The organism is Streptomyces sp. NPDC000348, assembly GCF_042898795.1.
Classification (GTDB): Bacteria; Actinomycetota; Actinomycetes; order Streptomycetales; family Streptomycetaceae; genus Streptomyces.
This window is the reverse complement of the sequence record NZ_JBIAZD010000011.1, coordinates 225,610-240,831: the sequence shown is the minus strand read 5'-3', so window position 1 is coordinate 240,831 and position 15,222 is coordinate 225,610. Positions and strand designations below refer to the sequence as shown.

General features: G+C 72.8%; 14 protein-coding genes. 6 read left to right on the top strand and 8 right to left on the bottom strand.

Features of this window, described 5'->3' with window-relative positions:
* The first annotated feature begins 170 nt into the window (after positions 1 to 170).
* From ACFY3N_RS22990 to ACFY3N_RS22980, 3 genes are read left to right on the top strand one after another with little or no spacing between them, the layout of a single operon-like run.
* Positions 171 to 1,031, top strand: a complete 861-nt coding sequence (locus tag ACFY3N_RS22990) for an ABC transporter ATP-binding protein (RefSeq protein ID WP_390818565.1) — start codon at positions 171 to 173, stop codon at positions 1,029 to 1,031.
* Complete coding sequence (locus tag ACFY3N_RS22985) at positions 1,028 to 2,551, top strand: ABC transporter permease (RefSeq protein ID WP_390818564.1); 1,524 nt, start codon at positions 1,028 to 1,030, stop codon at positions 2,549 to 2,551. Before ACFY3N_RS22990 ends, ACFY3N_RS22985 begins: the two co-directional genes overlap by 4 nt.
* Entirely contained in the window at positions 2,548 to 3,225 is a 678-nt protein-coding gene (locus tag ACFY3N_RS22980; protein WP_390818563.1) for an ABC transporter, read from the top strand. The genes ACFY3N_RS22985 and ACFY3N_RS22980 overlap by 4 nt, the downstream gene beginning before the upstream one ends.
* On the opposite strand, the gene mshD is transcribed toward ACFY3N_RS22980, so the two are convergent.
* Positions 3,185 to 4,111 (bottom strand): mycothiol synthase, encoded by a 927-nt coding sequence (gene mshD, locus ACFY3N_RS22975; protein WP_390818562.1) that lies wholly within the window; start codon positions 4,109 to 4,111, stop codon positions 3,185 to 3,187. The genes ACFY3N_RS22980 and mshD overlap by 41 nt on opposite strands.
* Before the next feature lie 148 nt (positions 4,112 to 4,259).
* Between mshD and ACFY3N_RS22970 the strand changes: the two genes are divergently transcribed.
* A complete protein-coding gene (locus ACFY3N_RS22970; RefSeq protein ID WP_390818561.1) occupies positions 4,260 to 6,080 on the top strand; it encodes a bifunctional metallophosphatase/5'-nucleotidase in 1,821 nt (606 codons plus the stop codon).
* A 69-nt stretch (positions 6,081 to 6,149) separates the two neighbouring features.
* Here ACFY3N_RS22970 and ACFY3N_RS22965 read toward each other — a convergent pair whose 3' ends face one another.
* The 7 genes from ACFY3N_RS22965 to ACFY3N_RS22935 all read right to left on the bottom strand — a co-directional run bounded on the left by ACFY3N_RS22965 (position 6,150) and on the right by ACFY3N_RS22935 (position 13,855).
* A complete protein-coding gene (locus ACFY3N_RS22965) occupies positions 6,150 to 6,332 on the bottom strand; it encodes a DUF1737 domain-containing protein (protein ID WP_390818560.1) in 183 nt (60 codons plus the stop codon).
* A 67-nt stretch (positions 6,333 to 6,399) separates the two neighbouring features.
* Complete coding sequence (locus tag ACFY3N_RS22960) at positions 6,400 to 8,466, bottom strand: pectinesterase family protein (RefSeq protein WP_390818559.1); 2,067 nt, start codon at positions 8,464 to 8,466, stop codon at positions 6,400 to 6,402.
* A gap of 77 nt (positions 8,467 to 8,543) precedes the next feature.
* A complete protein-coding gene (locus ACFY3N_RS22955) occupies positions 8,544 to 10,001 on the bottom strand; it encodes a sensor histidine kinase (protein WP_390818558.1) in 1,458 nt (485 codons plus the stop codon).
* A complete protein-coding gene (locus tag ACFY3N_RS22950) occupies positions 9,998 to 10,732 on the bottom strand; it encodes a response regulator transcription factor (protein WP_390818557.1) in 735 nt (244 codons plus the stop codon). Before ACFY3N_RS22950 ends, ACFY3N_RS22955 begins: the two co-directional genes overlap by 4 nt.
* A gap of 69 nt (positions 10,733 to 10,801) precedes the next feature.
* A complete protein-coding gene (locus ACFY3N_RS22945; protein ID WP_390818556.1) occupies positions 10,802 to 11,923 on the bottom strand; it encodes a S1C family serine protease in 1,122 nt (373 codons plus the stop codon).
* 111 nt (positions 11,924 to 12,034) lie between these two features.
* Entirely contained in the window at positions 12,035 to 13,057 is a 1,023-nt protein-coding gene (locus ACFY3N_RS22940; protein ID WP_390818555.1) for a LacI family DNA-binding transcriptional regulator, read from the bottom strand.
* A 42-nt stretch (positions 13,058 to 13,099) separates the two neighbouring features.
* Entirely contained in the window at positions 13,100 to 13,855 is a 756-nt protein-coding gene (locus tag ACFY3N_RS22935) for a response regulator transcription factor (protein ID WP_390818554.1), read from the bottom strand.
* 218 nt (positions 13,856 to 14,073) lie between these two features.
* Between ACFY3N_RS22935 and ACFY3N_RS22930 the strand changes: the two genes are divergently transcribed.
* The gene (locus ACFY3N_RS22930; protein ID WP_390818553.1) at positions 14,074 to 14,925 is read left to right on the top strand and encodes an alpha/beta hydrolase; all 852 of its coding nucleotides are present in this window, start codon (positions 14,074 to 14,076) and stop codon (positions 14,923 to 14,925) included.
* 41 nt (positions 14,926 to 14,966) lie between these two features.
* A complete protein-coding gene (locus tag ACFY3N_RS22925; protein ID WP_390818552.1) occupies positions 14,967 to 15,221 on the top strand; it encodes a MoaD/ThiS family protein in 255 nt (84 codons plus the stop codon).
* Position 15,222 lies beyond the last annotated feature (1 nt).

Below are 15,222 nucleotides of genomic sequence, written 5' to 3'. Positions count from 1 at the left end.
CCCGGCCGTCCACCCCGGCACGGGCCGGTCCGGGATCCCCGACCGTCCGCCCCGGTGCCCGGTCGGCCGGGATCCCCGGCCGTCCGCCCCGGCCGCTTCTCGGCCCGGGAAAGCCCGGCCCGGCCGCCCTCGACTCCGTCCACCCGCCTCCACCCGTACGGGAGTTCCGTATGACCCCCACCGTCTCCGCCTCCGGGCTGAGCCTCCGCTACGGCGGCACCCGCGCCCTCGACGACGTCTCGCTGCGGCTGTCCGCCGGCGTCACCGGGCTGCTCGGGCCCAACGGCGCGGGCAAGACCACGCTGCTGCGGGTGCTCGCCACCGCCGTACCGGCCGACCGGGGCACCTTCACGGTGCTCGGCCACGACCCGGGCACCTCGCGCGGCCGGCAGGAGGTCCGGCGCGCCCTCGGCTACCTGCCGCAGACGCCCGGCTTCCACCCCGACTTCACCGCCTTCGAGTTCGTCGACTACGTGGCGATCCTCAAGGAGCTCACCGACCGCTCCGCCCGCCACCGCGAGGTGCGCGGGGTGCTCGACGAGGCCGGCCTCGTCGACGTGCGCGGCAAGCGGATCCGCACGCTGTCCGGCGGCATGCGGCAGCGGGTGGCGCTGGCGGCGGCGCTCGTCGGCGACCCCGCGTTCCTCGTCCTCGACGAGCCCACCGTCGGGCTCGACCCCGAACAGCGCATGCGGTTCCGCGAGCTGATCGCGCGGGCCGGCGAGGGCCGCACGGTGCTGCTGTCCACGCACCAGACCGAGGACGTGGCGATGCTCTGCCACCGGGTCGTGGTGCTGGCCGGCGGCACCGTCCGCTTCGACGGCACCCCCGCCGAACTGACCGCGCGGGCCGCCGGCCGGGTGTGGAGCAGCACCGAACGCGCCCCCGGCGCGAAGGCCGGCTGGCGCACCGGACTCGGCACCTTCCGCAACGTGGGCGACCCGCCCGCCGGCGCGGACCTCCTCGAACCCACCCTGGAGGACGGCTACCTGCTCACCCTCGACGGCGTGGACGCGGAGGCGGCCGCATGACCGCGCTCACCGCCGGCGCCCCGGCCGCCGTCACGACGTCCGGTCCCCGCGCGTCCTGGGCGGCCGTGTTCGTCCTGGCCCGCTTCGAGACCCGCCGGCTCCTGCTGCGGACGCCGGTCCTCGTCGCCTTCGCGGTGTACCTCGGCTGGACGGTGTGGAGGACCCGCACCTCCTGGGACGGCTTCCCCGCGCTGCAGGACGCCGACCGCGCCACCCAGTCGCCGCCCCTGCTCGTCGGCCTCGCGGTGCTGCTGTGCGCCAACCGGGCCGTGCTGCGCTCCCGGCGGCACGACACCGACCGGTACCTCGCCGTGCTGGTGGTCCAGCCGTGGCGCCGCACGGCCGCGCATCTGCTGTCCGTCGCGGCCGTCGCACTGCTCACCGGGGTGTGCGTGGCCGGCCAGTTCACCTGGGAGGCGCTCAAGCCCGGTGCCGTGGGGCACGGTTCGCCGGGCGAACTGCTCGTGGGCCCGCTGTGCGTGCTGCTGTTCGGCGCGGCCGGGGTCCTGCTCGCCCGGCTGGTGCCGTCGGCGTTCGCGGCCCCGCTGCTGATCGTCCTCTGCCTGTTCTTCGCCCTGTTCGCCCCCATGGCGTCCGACGAGGACGGCGCGACACGCTGGTTGTTGCCGGTGATCGAGGAGAACGGTCCCCATCCCCTGCCGTCCGAACTGCTGGGCCGCCCCGCCGCCTGGCACGCCCTGTACCTCGCCGGGCTGGCCCTGAGCGTGGCCCTGACCGCCGTGCTGCTCTCCGGAGCCGGCCGGCTGCGGTCCCTCCGGGCGGCCTGCGCCGGCGCCGCGCTGCTGACCCTGGTGGGCGCGGTGGCCCAGTCCCAGGGCGTGTCGCGGGAGACGGCCGAGGCGCGGACACGGTACTCCGTCACCCCGGAGAAGGCGCAGCGGTGCGCCGAACGGGACGCCACGACGTACTGCGCCTTCCCGGAGTGGGGAGCGCGCACCGACGACTGGGCGGAGGTCCTGGACGGCGTGCGCTCCCTCGCGGGCGGCACCGCGCAGGACCGGCCGCTCGTCGTACGGCAGCGGATCGAGGCGCGGTACGGCCTGGACGGCGACGCGGCGATCGAGCCGTCCGGCCGCCCGGACGAGGTCACCGTCGGCACGGCCTGGGGCGGCAACCGGGTCCCGGAGTTCGCCGCCGCCGCGGCCGGTGTGCTGGTCACGGGGTCGGAGGAGAGGCTGGGCACGATGTGCGACGGCCGGACGGTCACGGTGATGTGGCTGGCGCTCGCCGGCCGCCCGGACCCGATGTCCGACCTGCGCCGGGTGCGCCTGGACGACAGCGACGTCGGCTCGGCGGTCGTCCTCTCGCGGACGAATCCGCTGTCCATGACCGCCGCGCACACGGAGGTGGTGCGCGAACTGCTGCACCGCCCGAAGGACGGGACCGCCGCGAAGGTGAAGGCGCACTGGGCCGAGCTGACGGCCCCGGAGGTGACGACGGACCGGGTCGCGCGGCTGCTGGGCCTGGAGGCACCGGAGGCGAAGGACGAGTGCCCGTGAGGACCGTCGACCCGGCTCTGCTGCGGCCGACCGTACGGACCATGCCCTGGAGGGCGGTCGGCGCGGCCGGCACCCTGGGCCTGCTGCTCGCCGCCGCGCCGGGGCTGATGGGCGAGGGGGTGGACGGCCGGCTGGCGCTGAACGTGCTGCGGGCGTCCGCCGTGGCCTTCGCGCTGGGGGCGGCCTTCCTCCTGGACGACCCGGCCCGGCACACCACGGCCGCCGTCCCCACCCGGCGGGCCGTCCGGCACGGACTGCGCCTCCTCTGCCTGGCCCCGGTCGCCGCCGCGTGGTGGACCGCAGCGCTGCTCCTCGTCCCGGAGGCCGTGCGCCCCCCGGCCGCCGACGTCACCGTGGAGGCGGCGACGGTCCTCGCGCTCGCCCTGTCCGGGGCGGCGCTGGCGGTCCACCGGGGGGACGGCGCCCGGCCGGGTCAGGCGGTCGCCGGGTTCCTGCTCGCGCCGGCGGTGCTGGGCCCGCTGCTGGCCCCCGGGAGCTGGGCCCTGTTCACGACCCCGGACGACACGAGGTGGGCGGCGGCCCACGACCGGTGGGCGGTGCTGCTGTGCGCGGCGGTGGCGGTGGGCGCGGTGTGCGCGGCGGAGCCGGTACGGCGCATCGGCCGGGGCCGGCTCAGGTCTCCGTCCGGTACATCAGGTCCGTCTCGTGCGTGACGAAGCCCAGCCGCTCGTAGACGGACACCGCCGCCTTGTTGTCGGCGTCGACGTAGAGCATGGCCGTCGGCAGGCCCCGGCCGGCCAGGTGCCGCAGCCCGATCGTGGTGAGGGACCTGCCGAGGCCCCCGCCCTGGGCGTCGGGGCTCACGCCCAGGACGTACACCTCACCGAGGCGCTCCGCCGCGTGCACCTTGGTCCAGTGGAAGCCGACGAGCCGGCCGTCCTTCTCCGCCAGGAAGAACCCCTCGGGGTCGAACCACGCCTCGGCCTTGCGGTCGTCCAGGTCGCGCTGGGTGAGGGCGCCCTGCTCGGGGTGGTGGGCGAAGGCGGCGGCGTTCAGCGCGAGCCAGGCGGCGTCGTCCCGGCCCGGCACGAACGTCCGTACGGTCACGCCTTCCGGCAGCACCGGGTCGGGCAGGTCGAGGTCGGCCAACGGCCGCCGCATCTGCCGCAGTTCCCGGAACAGCGTCAGGCCGAGCACCTGCGCGAGATGCCGGGCGGCGGAGTGACCGCCGTGCGCCCACACCCGCAGCCGCTTCCCGGAGACGGCGAGCAGTGCCGAACCGAGCGCCCGCCCGTGTCCGTTGCCCCGGTGCGAGGGGTGCACGACCAGCTCGGCGGCCGGCGGCTCCACCGGGTCGGTGTCCTCCAGCTGGGCGTACCCGACGAGTTCGCCGTCGACGGAGAGCAGCAGGTGCGAGACCCCGTCCCGCTCCCCGCCGCGCAGCTGCAACCGCCCCTGTTCGGACACTGCCTGCTGTCCGTCGGTCCGGGCGGCCTCGGCGAGCAGGGCGAGAACCGCCTCGGTCTGCTCGGGGCCGAGCGCGGCGTACGTCTGGAGCGAGCGGGGGCGGCCGGGCCGTGCGAAGTCGTCGCTGGTCATGCGTACGAGACTAAGGGGAGGGGGCCCCAAAACGGACGGCGGCGGTGTCGACGAAAGTTAAACCAGGCCGTAACCCTGAATACCCTGTTGCGCTACGCGCGTTGACTCTAGGCTGCGCCGGTACCCACTCGGACCCACAGGGGGGCGCATGCCAGCCACATCCCCGGCGCACCACCAGCGCCGCAGACGCCGTACCCACCGTCTCCTCGCGACCGCCGCCGGTGTGCTCACCGTCGGCGCGCTGGCCGCGGCCGCGCTGCCCGGGTCGGCGACCGCGGACGAGAACCACGGGAGCAAGGGCAGGACCCACCCCGGCCGTTACCAGGACGTGCAGCTGCTGTCCTTCAACGACCTGCACGGCAACCTGGAGCCGCCGTCCGGCTCCTCGGGCCGGGTCACCGAACTCCAGCACGACGGCACGACGAAGACCGTCGACGCGGGCGGCGTGGAGTACCTCGCCACCCATCTGCGCGAGGCGCGCGAGGGCAACCCCTACTCCATCACCGCCGCCGGCGGCGACATGGTCGGCGCCTCCCCGCTCCTCTCGGGCCTCTTCCACGACGAGCCCACCATCGAGGCGCTGAACGGGCTCGACCTGGACGTGACCAGCGTCGGCAACCACGAGTTCGACGAGGGCGCGGCCGAGCTGGCCCGTCTTCAGAACGGCGGCTGCCACCCGGACGAGGGCTGCTACACCGACGAGGAGTTCGAGGGCGCCGACTTCCCGTACCTGGCGGCGAACGTCCTGGACGAGAAGACCAGGAGGCCTCTCCTCAAGCCGTACTGGGTGTGGAAGAAGCAGGGCGTCAAGGTCGGCTTCATCGGCGTGACCCTGGAGGGCACCCCGGACATCGTCTCGGCGGAGGGCGTGAAGGGCCTGGTCTTCAAGGACGAGGTCGAGACGATCGACAAGTACGCCAAGGAGCTCCAGCGCCAGGGCGTGAAGTCGATCGTGGCGCTCATCCACGAGGGCGGCTTCCCGGCCTCCTCCGCCTACAACTACGACTGCGACTCCCCGGGCGCCGGCGACGGCGTCTCCGGCCCGATCGCGGACATCGCGAAGAACATCACGCCGCAGGTGGACGCGCTGGTCACCGGCCACACCCACAACGCGTACGTGTGTACGATCCCCGACCCGGCGGGCAAGCCCCGCACGGTCACCTCGGCCGCGTCCTTCGGCCGCCTCTACACGGACACCACGCTGACCTACGACCGCGTGACGGGTGACATCGCCCGTACGGCCGTGAAGTCCGCGAACCACGTGGTCACCCGGGACGTCCCCAAGGCGCCCGACATGACCGCGCTGATCGACGAGTGGAACACCCTCGCCGCCCCCATCGGCAACCGCCCGATCGGCTACATCTCCGGCGACATCGTGCGCGACGGCACGGAGTCCCCGCTCGGTGACCTGATCGCCGACGCGCAGCTGGCGTACGGCAGGACGCTGGACCCGGAGACCGACCTGGCGCTGATGAACCCGGGCGGCATCCGCGCGTCCCTCACCCACGCGGCCGGCGGCGCGGAGGGCGACGGCGTGGTGACCTTCGCCGAGGCCTTCACCGTCCAGCCGTTCGCCAACACGGTCAACCTCCAGGACTTCACCGGCGATCAGGTCGTCCAGGCCCTGAAGGAGCAGGTCAGCGGTTCGAACGAGGCGGCCCCGAAGATCCTCCAGATCTCCTCCGGCCTGACCTACACCCTGGACCTGACGAAGACCGGCGCGGACCGCGTGGTCACGGACTCGATCAGGCTCAACGGCTCCGCGATCGACCCGGCCGCCACCTACCGCGTCGCGACGAACAGCTTCCTCGCGGGCGGCGGCGACGGCTTCCCGACCCTGGGTCAGGGCACGAACGACCTGGTCGGCGAGGACGACCTGGCGGCCCTGGAGCGGTACCTGACCGCCAACTCGACGCCCACGACCCCGATCGCCCCGCCGAAGGCGGACCGCATCACGATCGTGCGCTGACCGTCCGGGCGGCCGGGGCCGGTGCGAGGCGGTTCACCGCCTGGCACCGGCCCCGTCGCACGCCGGCCCTCACGCGTCGGGCCACACGACCGCCTGCGCGACGATCACCCGCTGCCCGTCGAAGGTGACCGCCGGCCCTCCGTGCAGCAGATAGCCCATCCCCAGCGCCTCGCTCACCCGGTGGCAGAAGGCCGGGTCGTCGGGACCGGTCAGTACGCGGTAGACGGGCAGTCCGTCCGGTGGCGTCGTCATGCCCCGAAGCGTGTCACACGCGCCTGCGGCGTCCGACCGGCCGGGGCTCCCCACCGGGGGCCCGGGGTCAGGACGCCGTGGGGGTCCAGCCCGCCAGCCAGTCGGCGACCTCCTGGTCGGCCGCCTGGGCGTCCGTCAGGTGGGGGCGGTCGCTGCTCGCCGAGCCCGCACCGGAGCCGGTGTTCCTGTACTCGGCGAAGCGGTCGCCCTTCCAGGAGAAGCCGCTCATGTCGGTCCAGGGCGTGGTGCGGACCGCGGCGCTGAGGTTGGTGTTGCGGACCGTGGTCTGCGGGTCCAGGGAGGCGTCGCCGCCGGCGTGCCAGGGGCGGCCGAGGTAGAAGGTGCGGTCGGAGACGTCGCCGTTCACCGTCGAGTTGGCGATGAGGATGCCCTTGCGGTTCGCGGCCGTGCTCGGGGCCGTGACGTAGCCGGCGGAGGTGCCGTCCCAGCGCTTCTTCAGGGTGATGACCGAGCGGTCGATCACCGCGGTGGCCCGGCCGAAGATGAAGTCGACGTTCCCGATGACGTAGGAGTTGGTGACGTAGACCCGGCCCAGCCTGTCCTTGGCGGCCGTGTCGAGGAGGAGGGTGTCCTGGTCGCCCTCGACGATCACGCCGTCGAGGAGGACCTGGTCGGCCGCCGTGCGCAGGGCGACCGCCTGGTGGCCGGAGAGGGACTGGTTGGCGCCCTCGTCGAAGTCGTTGGAGATGGTCAGGTTACGGGCCTGGAAGTCGTCGGCCTCCACGGCGACCGTGGCGCTGCCGGAGGTGCCGTAGGTGCCCGAGCCGTCCGGCTTCTGCGTGCCGGCCGCGTTGTTGTGGACGATCACCGTGTCCTTGCGGCTGCCGCCGGTGCCCTGGAAGGTGACGTGCGGCTTGTTGGACGGGACCTTGACCGTCTCGCGGTACGTGCCCGGCTTGATGGAGACGACGACGCGGGAGGCGTTGTTCGCGGGGACCGCGTTCACGGCCGCCTGGACCGTCCTGTACTGGCCGGTGCCGTCCTTGGCGACGGTGAGCGTGGTGGCCGCCGCGGCCTTCGTCGAGCTCTCCGCCGCGGCCTTCGTCGTGCCGATGGCCGTGCGCGGGCCCGTGCCCGACTTCAGCAGCGACGGCACGTCCGCCGCCTTGTCGAGCGTGTACGCGTAGTACGCCTTCGGGTCGAACGCCGTGCCGCCGCTCTCGTTCCGTCCCGAGGTGCCCGAGAAGACGTTGCCGCGCTGCACGATCGTCGCCGTCGCGTCCTTGATGACCGGGTTCTTCATGCCTTGGAAGTAGCTGTTCTCCAGGACCATCCGGGTGCCGCCGCGCGAGTAGTTGCCGTACGAGGAGTTGATGCTCGTGTTCGCGACGTCCTCGAGGAAGTTGTTGTAGAGGTGCGCGTGGGCGGCGTTGTCCGTGGAGGGGTTGCGCTGCTCGGTCTCGCGGAACCAGTTGTGGTGGATCGTGATGTCCGTCGTGACGTTCTCGGTCCAGCCGATGCCGAAGGTCTTGTTGTTCTGGCCGAGCCTGTTCCAGGAGACCGTCACGTACGTGCTGTCCTTGCGGACGTCGATCAGGCCGTCCGCCATGTTCCGCAGGTCGTTGTGGTCGATCCAGACGTGGTGGGCGCCGTCCATCTGGACCGCGTCGAAGTCGTGGTCCTTGTCGTTCCAGATGCCCTGGTAGGCGTCCCGGATCGTCAGGTTGCGGATGATCACGTTGTGTACGCCCTGGCCGAGGAAGAAGCCGCCGCCGACGATGTGCCCGGACGTGCCGGAGCCCACGATCGTCTTGTCGGAGGCGACCTTGATCTCCTTGCCGACCGGGTTCATCGTGATCGTCCCGGCCACGACGATGACGTACGGCTCGGCGGCCGTGGCGTACTTCTCCAGGTCCGCCTGCGTGCGCACGGTGACGGTCTGCCCGTCCCGGCCGCCGTACGTGCCGTTCTGGCCGAGCGCGTCGACGGAGGCGAAGCCGTCGGCGGTGGCGGTGGCCCAGGCGGGCGCCGCAGCGGTCGCGGCGGACGCCTGCTGGGGGACGAAGTCGGTGCCGTACACCAGGACTCCGGCGGTGGTCAGGGCCAGCGGGAGGCCGACCGCCAGGAACTTCGCGGGCCTGCGGTGACGGGCCCTGCTGCGGTGCTCGCTCATGCGGCGATCCGTTCCGTGTGGGGGTGGGGACGCCGATCGGTCGCCGCCCGGCACGGAAAGGTTGCCGCCGTCTTCGGTCAGGGCACCTCGGGCGGCGGGACCGGGGCGCCCGGCAGACGGACCGTGGCCGTGGTGCCGCCGCCGTCCGCCCGGGTCAGGGAGACGTCGCCGCCCGCCTGCTGCACCGTGCGGGCCACGATGGACAGGCCGAGGCCGGAACCGGGGAGGGCGCGGGCGCCGGGAGAGCGCCAGAACCGGTCGAAGACGTGCGGGAGTTCGTCGGCGGGGATGCCGGGGCCGTGGTCGCGGACGGTGAGGACGCCGTCGGTCAGGCGTACGTCGACCGTGCCGCCCCCCGGGCTGAACTTCACCGCGTTGTCCAGGATGTTGACCACCGCCCGCTCCAGCGCGGACGGCTCCGCCCGTACGTACCACGGGTGGACGTCCGCCGTGATGGTCAGCTCGGGGCCGCGCAGCCGGGCGCGGCGCAGGGCCGACTCGACGACGTCCTGCCAGGCGACGATCTGCGCACGGTCCGCGTGCTGGCCGGTGTCCGGGCGGGACAGTTCCTGCAAGTCGCCGATGAGCGAGGCCAATTCCGTCATCTGCGCCTTCACGGAGGCGAGCAGGGCCTTGCGGTCGGCCTCCGGGATCGGGCGGCCCGTCTCCTCGCTGCGGGTGAGGAGCTCGATGTTGGTGCGCAGGGAGGTGAGCGGGGTGCGCAGCTCGTGGCCGGCGTCCGCGATCAGCTGCTGCTGGAGGTCGCGGGAGCTGGCGAGGGCGGACGTCATGGAGTTGAAGGAGCGGGAGAGCCGGGCGACCTCGTCCTCCGACTCGTCCGCCACGGGGATGCGGATGCCCAGGTCCTCGGTGCGGGCGACGTGTTCGACGGCCTCGGTGAGCTTGTCCACGGGACGCAGACCCGCGCGGGCCACCGCGAGACCGGCGGCCGAGGCGCCGAGCACGCCGACACCGGAGACCAGGAGCAGCACCAGGGCCAGTTCGTTGAGCGTGGACCGGGTGTTGTCCAGCGGCAGGGCGACGACGAGGGCGTAGTCCTGGACCACGCCCCGGTCCACCGGACCGGTCTTGATGGTGACGGCCGTCGTCAGCACACGGATCCGCTCGCCGTCGCTGTCGGTGCCGTCGCGGAAGACGCCCTCGCCCGGGTCCGGGTTCTCGGCCACCTTCTTGTCGCCGCCGGTGACGGCGACCGCGGCCGCGGAGTTCGGGAACAGGCACACGCTGCCGTCCGAGCGCACCAGCTGCGCGTACTGCGTGCTGCGCGGGCCGATGGTGTCGGTGTCGGCCGGCTCCTGGACGCAGTTGTCGGTGAGCTGCCGGAATTCCTCCGGCTGGAGCGCGATGACCGACGACCGCAGATCGTCGTCGACCTCGTCGTACAGCTTGCCCCGCACGATGAACCAGCACGTCACCGACACCGCCGCCACCGCGAACGCCACCGCCGCCGCCACCAGCAGCGACAGCCGGGCCCGGATGGGCAGGGCGCGGACGCGGCGGGTCAGCCCGCTCACTCCGCACCGCCCTGCCGCAGCACGTACCCCACCCCCCGCACCGTGTGCACCAGGCGCGGCTCGCCGCCCGCCTCGGTCTTGCGGCGCAGGTACATGACGTACACGTCGAGCGAGTTGGACGAGGGCTCGAAGTCGAAGCCCCAGACCGCCTTCAGGATCTGCTCACGGGTGAGCACCTGGCGCGGGTGCGCCATGAACATCTCCAGCAGGGTGAACTCCGTGCGGGTCAGCTCCACCTGCCGGGTGCCGCGCGTGACCTCGCGGGTCGCCAGGTCCATGCGCAGGTCGGCGAAGGAGAGGACGTCGTCCGACTCGGCGGAGGCGGCCACCGCCGCCGCGTACGAGCTGCGGCGCAGCAGCGCGCGGATACGGGCGAACAGCTCGTCCAGCTCGAACGGCTTGACCAGGTAGTCGTCCGCTCCCGCGTCCAGGCCGGTCACCCGGTCGCCGACCGTGTCCCGGGCGGTCAGCATCAGGATGGGCGTGGTGTCGCCGGTGGCGCGGATGCGGCGGGCGGCGGTCAGGCCGTCCATGCGGGGCATCTGGATGTCCAGGACGAGCAGGTCGGGCCGGTACGCCGCCGCCTTCTCCAGGGCGTCCGCGCCGTCGACGGCGACCTCGGTGTCGTACCCCTCGAAGGCCAGGCTGCGCTGGAGCGCTTCGCGCACCGCCGGCTCGTCGTCGACGATCAGGATGCGCTGGGGGTCACGGTCGCCTTCTGCGGGGCTCATGGGCTCGGGGTTCCTCACGGCTCTCTACGGTTTCAGGCCTTCAGCCTCGCACGTTACGCGGGCGGCGGGTCAGTTCGTCGAGCCGGAGCGCAGCGCCGACAGGTCCGACTTCAGGGTGTTGACCGGGATGGCGAAGCCCAGGCCCACGCTGCCCGCGTCGGACGAGGACGAGCCGCTGCCGCTCGCCGAGTACATCGCGGAGTTGATGCCGATGATGTTGCCGTTCATGTCGATCAGCGCGCCGCCGGAGTTGCCCGGGTTCAGGGACGCGTCGGTCTGGATCGCCTTGTACGTGGTCGTGGAGCCGCCCGTGTCGCCGTTGAACTCCTGGCCGCCGTACTCGAACGGCCAGCCGCCGCCCTGCTGCTGTTGGCCCCCGCTCTCGTCCGTCGAGACCGTCACGTCGCGGTCGAGGGCGGAGACGATGCCGCTGGTCACCGTGCCGGTCAGACCCTCGGGGGAGCCGATCGCCACGACCTGGTCGCCGACCTGCACGCCGTCGGAGTCGCCGAGGGTGGCCGCCTGCAGGCCGGAGGCGTCCTGCAGCTTGATCAGGGCGAGGTCCTTGCTGCTGTCGGTGCCGACGGTCTCCGCCGTGTACGTCTTGCCGTCGCTCGTCCGCACCTTGATCGACGAGGCGCCGGACACCACGTGGTTGTTGGTGACGATCTCACCGTCGGACGTGATGATCACACCGGAGCCGGTGGAGGACCCCGAACCGGAGGTGGCGTTGATCTCGACGATGCTCGGGGCGACCGCCTCGGCGACGCCGGACACCGTGCCCTTCTGGCTCGACGGTACGACGGTGGTGCTGGTCGAGCTGGAGGCCACGGTGCCGTTGCCGGTCAGCTCCTGCACGCCGTAGGCGGTGGCGCCGCCCACGGCCGCCGCGACGATCGCCACGGCGGCGAGCAGGGCCGCCGGACCGCGGGCGCGCTTCCTCCGCGCGGGCTGCGGCGCGGATCCCTCCGCGCATCCCTGTGCGGGCTCCTCCGCGAATCCCTGCGCGGACCCCTGCGCGAATTCCTGCGTGGGCTGCGGCGCGGACCCCTGCGCGCATCCCTGTGCGGGCTCCTGCGCGAACCCCTGCACGGGCTGCTGAGGCGGCGCGTACGCCGGCGGGGGAGGCCACTCGGGGTTCACCGGGGCGGGGCTTCCGTACTCGCCGCTGGGGCGGAGGCTCTCGGTCATGGCTCCGAGCCTCGCGCCCGACGATGAGAGCGAGCTGAGTGTGTGCTGAGAAGCCCGGCAGAACCTCGTATGCCCGATATAAAGGCCGCCGGGGCCGGTCGCGGGCCCCGGTTACCGGCAGCCGCAGGAGTGGCGTACCACCAGGCGGGACGGGTACACCTTCAGCCGCTCGCGGCGGGAGCCCGCCACCCGTACGCCGTCGTCCAGGACGAGGTCGACCGCCGCGCGGGCCATCGCCGAACGGTCGGAGGCGACCGTGGTCAGCGGCGGATCGGCGAGCGCCGCCTCCTTGATGTCGTCGAACCCGGCGACCGCCAGCTCGCCCGGCACGTCGATCCGCAGCTCCCGCGCGGCGCGCAGAATGCCGATCGCCTGGTCGTCGGTGGAGCAGAAGACCGCGGGCGGGCGGTTCGGGCCGGAGAGGATGTCCAGGCCGACACGGTAGGCGTCGTAGCGGTTGTACGGGGCCTCGAAGAGGCGGCCCTCCGTCGGGATGCCGGCCTCCTCCATCGCCCGCCGCCAGCCCTCGACGTGGTCGGAGACCGGGTCGCCGACGGCGGGGGTCTCCGCGGTGCCGCCGAGGCAGGCCACGTACGCGTTGCCGTGCTCCAGCAGGTGGCGTACGGCGAGCTGGGCGCCGCCGAGGTCGTCGGTGACGACGGCGACGTCGTCGATCGCCTCCGGGCGCTCGTGCAGCAGGACGATCCGGGCGTCCCACGCCTCGATCTCCGCGGCGGCCTGGTCGTTGAGCGCGTGGCTGACCAGGATCAGGCCGGAGACCCGCATGCCGAGGAAGGCCCGCAGATAGTGGACCTCGCGCTCGGCGATGTAGTCGGTGTTGCCGACGAGCACCATCTTCCCGCGCTCGGAGGCGGCCTGTTCGACCGCGTGCGCCATCTCGCCGAAGAACGGCTGGCGGGCGTCCGGGATGATCAGGCCTATGAGGTCCGTGCGCCGCGAGGCCATCGCCTGGGCGACCCGGTCCGGCCGGTACCCCAGCTCCTTGATCGCGGCGAGGACGCGCTCGCGCGTGGCCGGGGCGACCGGCCGGGGTCCGTTGTTGATGACATAGCTGACGACGGCGGTGGACGTCCCCGCCAGCCGCGCCACATCATCCCTGGTTACCTTGGCCACGCGCGGAGTCTACGCGGATATACCCGGTGCGGGCAGGGAGTATCACACCTTGGATGACGCCGCTTCCACGGTCTCCGTCTCCTCCTCGGCCGTGGCGTCCTCCGCGGCGCGCGCCGGCTTCTCGGGCTTCTCGGGGGTGACGAACCGGTAGCCGACGTTGCGGACGGTGCCGATCAGCGACTCGTGCTCGGGACCGAGCTTGGCGCGCAGGCGCCGTACGTGGACGTCGACCGTGCGGGTGCCGCCGAAGTAGTCGTAGCCCCAGACCTCCTGGAGCAGCTGGGCGCGGGTGAAGACCCGGCCGGGGTGCTGCGCGAGGTATTTGAGCAGTTCGAATTCCTTGAAGGTCAGGTCGAGGACCCGGCCCTTGAGTTTCGCGGAGTAGGTCGCCTCGTCGACCGACAGGTCGCCGTTGCGGATCTCCATCGGGGAGTCGTCGTTGACGATCTGCTGGCGCCCCATGGCGAGGCGCAGGCGTGCCTCCACCTCGGCCGGGCCCGCGGTGTCCAGGAGGACGTCGTCGATGCCCCAGTCCGCGGTGACGGCGGCCAGGCCGCCCTCGGTCACGACCAGGACGAGGGGGCAGCCGGGGCCGGTGGAGCGCAGCAGCTGGCACAGGCTGCGGACCTGCGGGAGGTCGCGCCGGCCGTCGATCAGGATCACGTCGGCACCGGGGGTGTCGACGAGTGCGGGGCCCTCCGCGGGGGCCACGCGCACGGTGTGCAGCAGCAGGCCGAGGGCGGGGAGCACCTCCGTCGACGGCTGGAGGGCATTGGTCAGGAGCAGCAGAGAGCTCATCGCACCCCACCGGCCCGGGTCGTCGTCGTTCGCTCGTGCACGGTTCGCTCGCCCATAACGTCTGGTTCCTCCTCGGTCCCTGCGAGGACGTTTACGGCATTGCTGCGTCCGGCGGCTCGTATACGAACGGTTTCCCGCGTCGTATACAAAGCTTCCGAAAGCACAAAAGGACCCGGGGGCTTCACTGCCCGAGTCCTCTTCGCAGCAGAATAGCCGACATGAGTATCGGTCCGGCAGGTCGTGTGGCGCGATCCACCGCGCGATCCCCCCTTCGTCCGTATTCCGAGACACCCGATGTAACGCGGGGACGTGCGCCTTTGCGGACTTTTCTGCGCACCGCGGACGGGGTGGCGATCGATTCCGTATACGAACCGGGGACTTCTCCTTCCCGCGATCTCGTCTTCGTGATCGCACACGGGTTCACCGGGGACGCGGACCGGCCGCACGTGCGGCGGGTGGCGCGGGTTCTCGCGCGTTACGGCGGTGTCGTGACGTTCTCCTTCCGGGGTCACGGGGCGTCGGGCGGGCGGTCGACGGTCGGGGACCGGGAGGTGCTCGACCTCGCGGCGGTGGTGGAGTGGGCGCGCGGACTGGGGTACGCGCGGGTGGCCACCGTCGGGTTCTCCATGGGCGGCTCGGTGGTGCTGCGGCACGCCGCGGCCGGCCGGGACGGGGACGCCGGGGTCGACGCGGTCGTCTCCGTGAGCGCGCCCGCGCGGTGGTTCTACCGGGGGACGGCCCCCATGCGGCGGCTGCACTGGCTGGTGACCCGGCCGTCCGGGCGGCTGGTGGGGCGGTACGGGCTGCGGACGCGGATCCACCACCGGCAGTGGGACCCGGTGCCGGTGTCGCCCGTCGAGGCGGTGCCCCGGATCGCGCCCACGCCGTTGCTGATCGTGCACGGGGACCGGGACGGGTACTTCCCGCTCGACCATCCGCGGATGCTGGCGGCCGCCGCCGGGGAGCACGGGGAGCTGTGGGTCGAGTCCGGCATGGGGCACGCGGAGAACGCGGCACCGGAGGCGCTGCTGGGGCGGATCGGGGACTGGGTGGTGGGCCGAGCGGGCTAGCCTGACGGTGTCCACCGTCAACCCGATGAGGAATCCAGCAGATGGCAAAGGTCACGGTGCGGTACTGGGCCGCCGCCAAGGCCGCGGCCGGGGTGGCCGAGGAGACGTACGAGGCGGCCACGCTCGCCGAAGCGCTCGACGCGGTGCGCGGGCGGCACTCCGGCGACGTCGCACGCGTGCTGCTGCGGTGCTCGTTCCTCGTCGACGGCGACCCCGTGGGCAAGCGCGCGCATGAGACGGTACGGCTGGCCGACGGCGGCACGGTCGAGGTGCTTCCGCCGTTCGCAGGAGGATGAG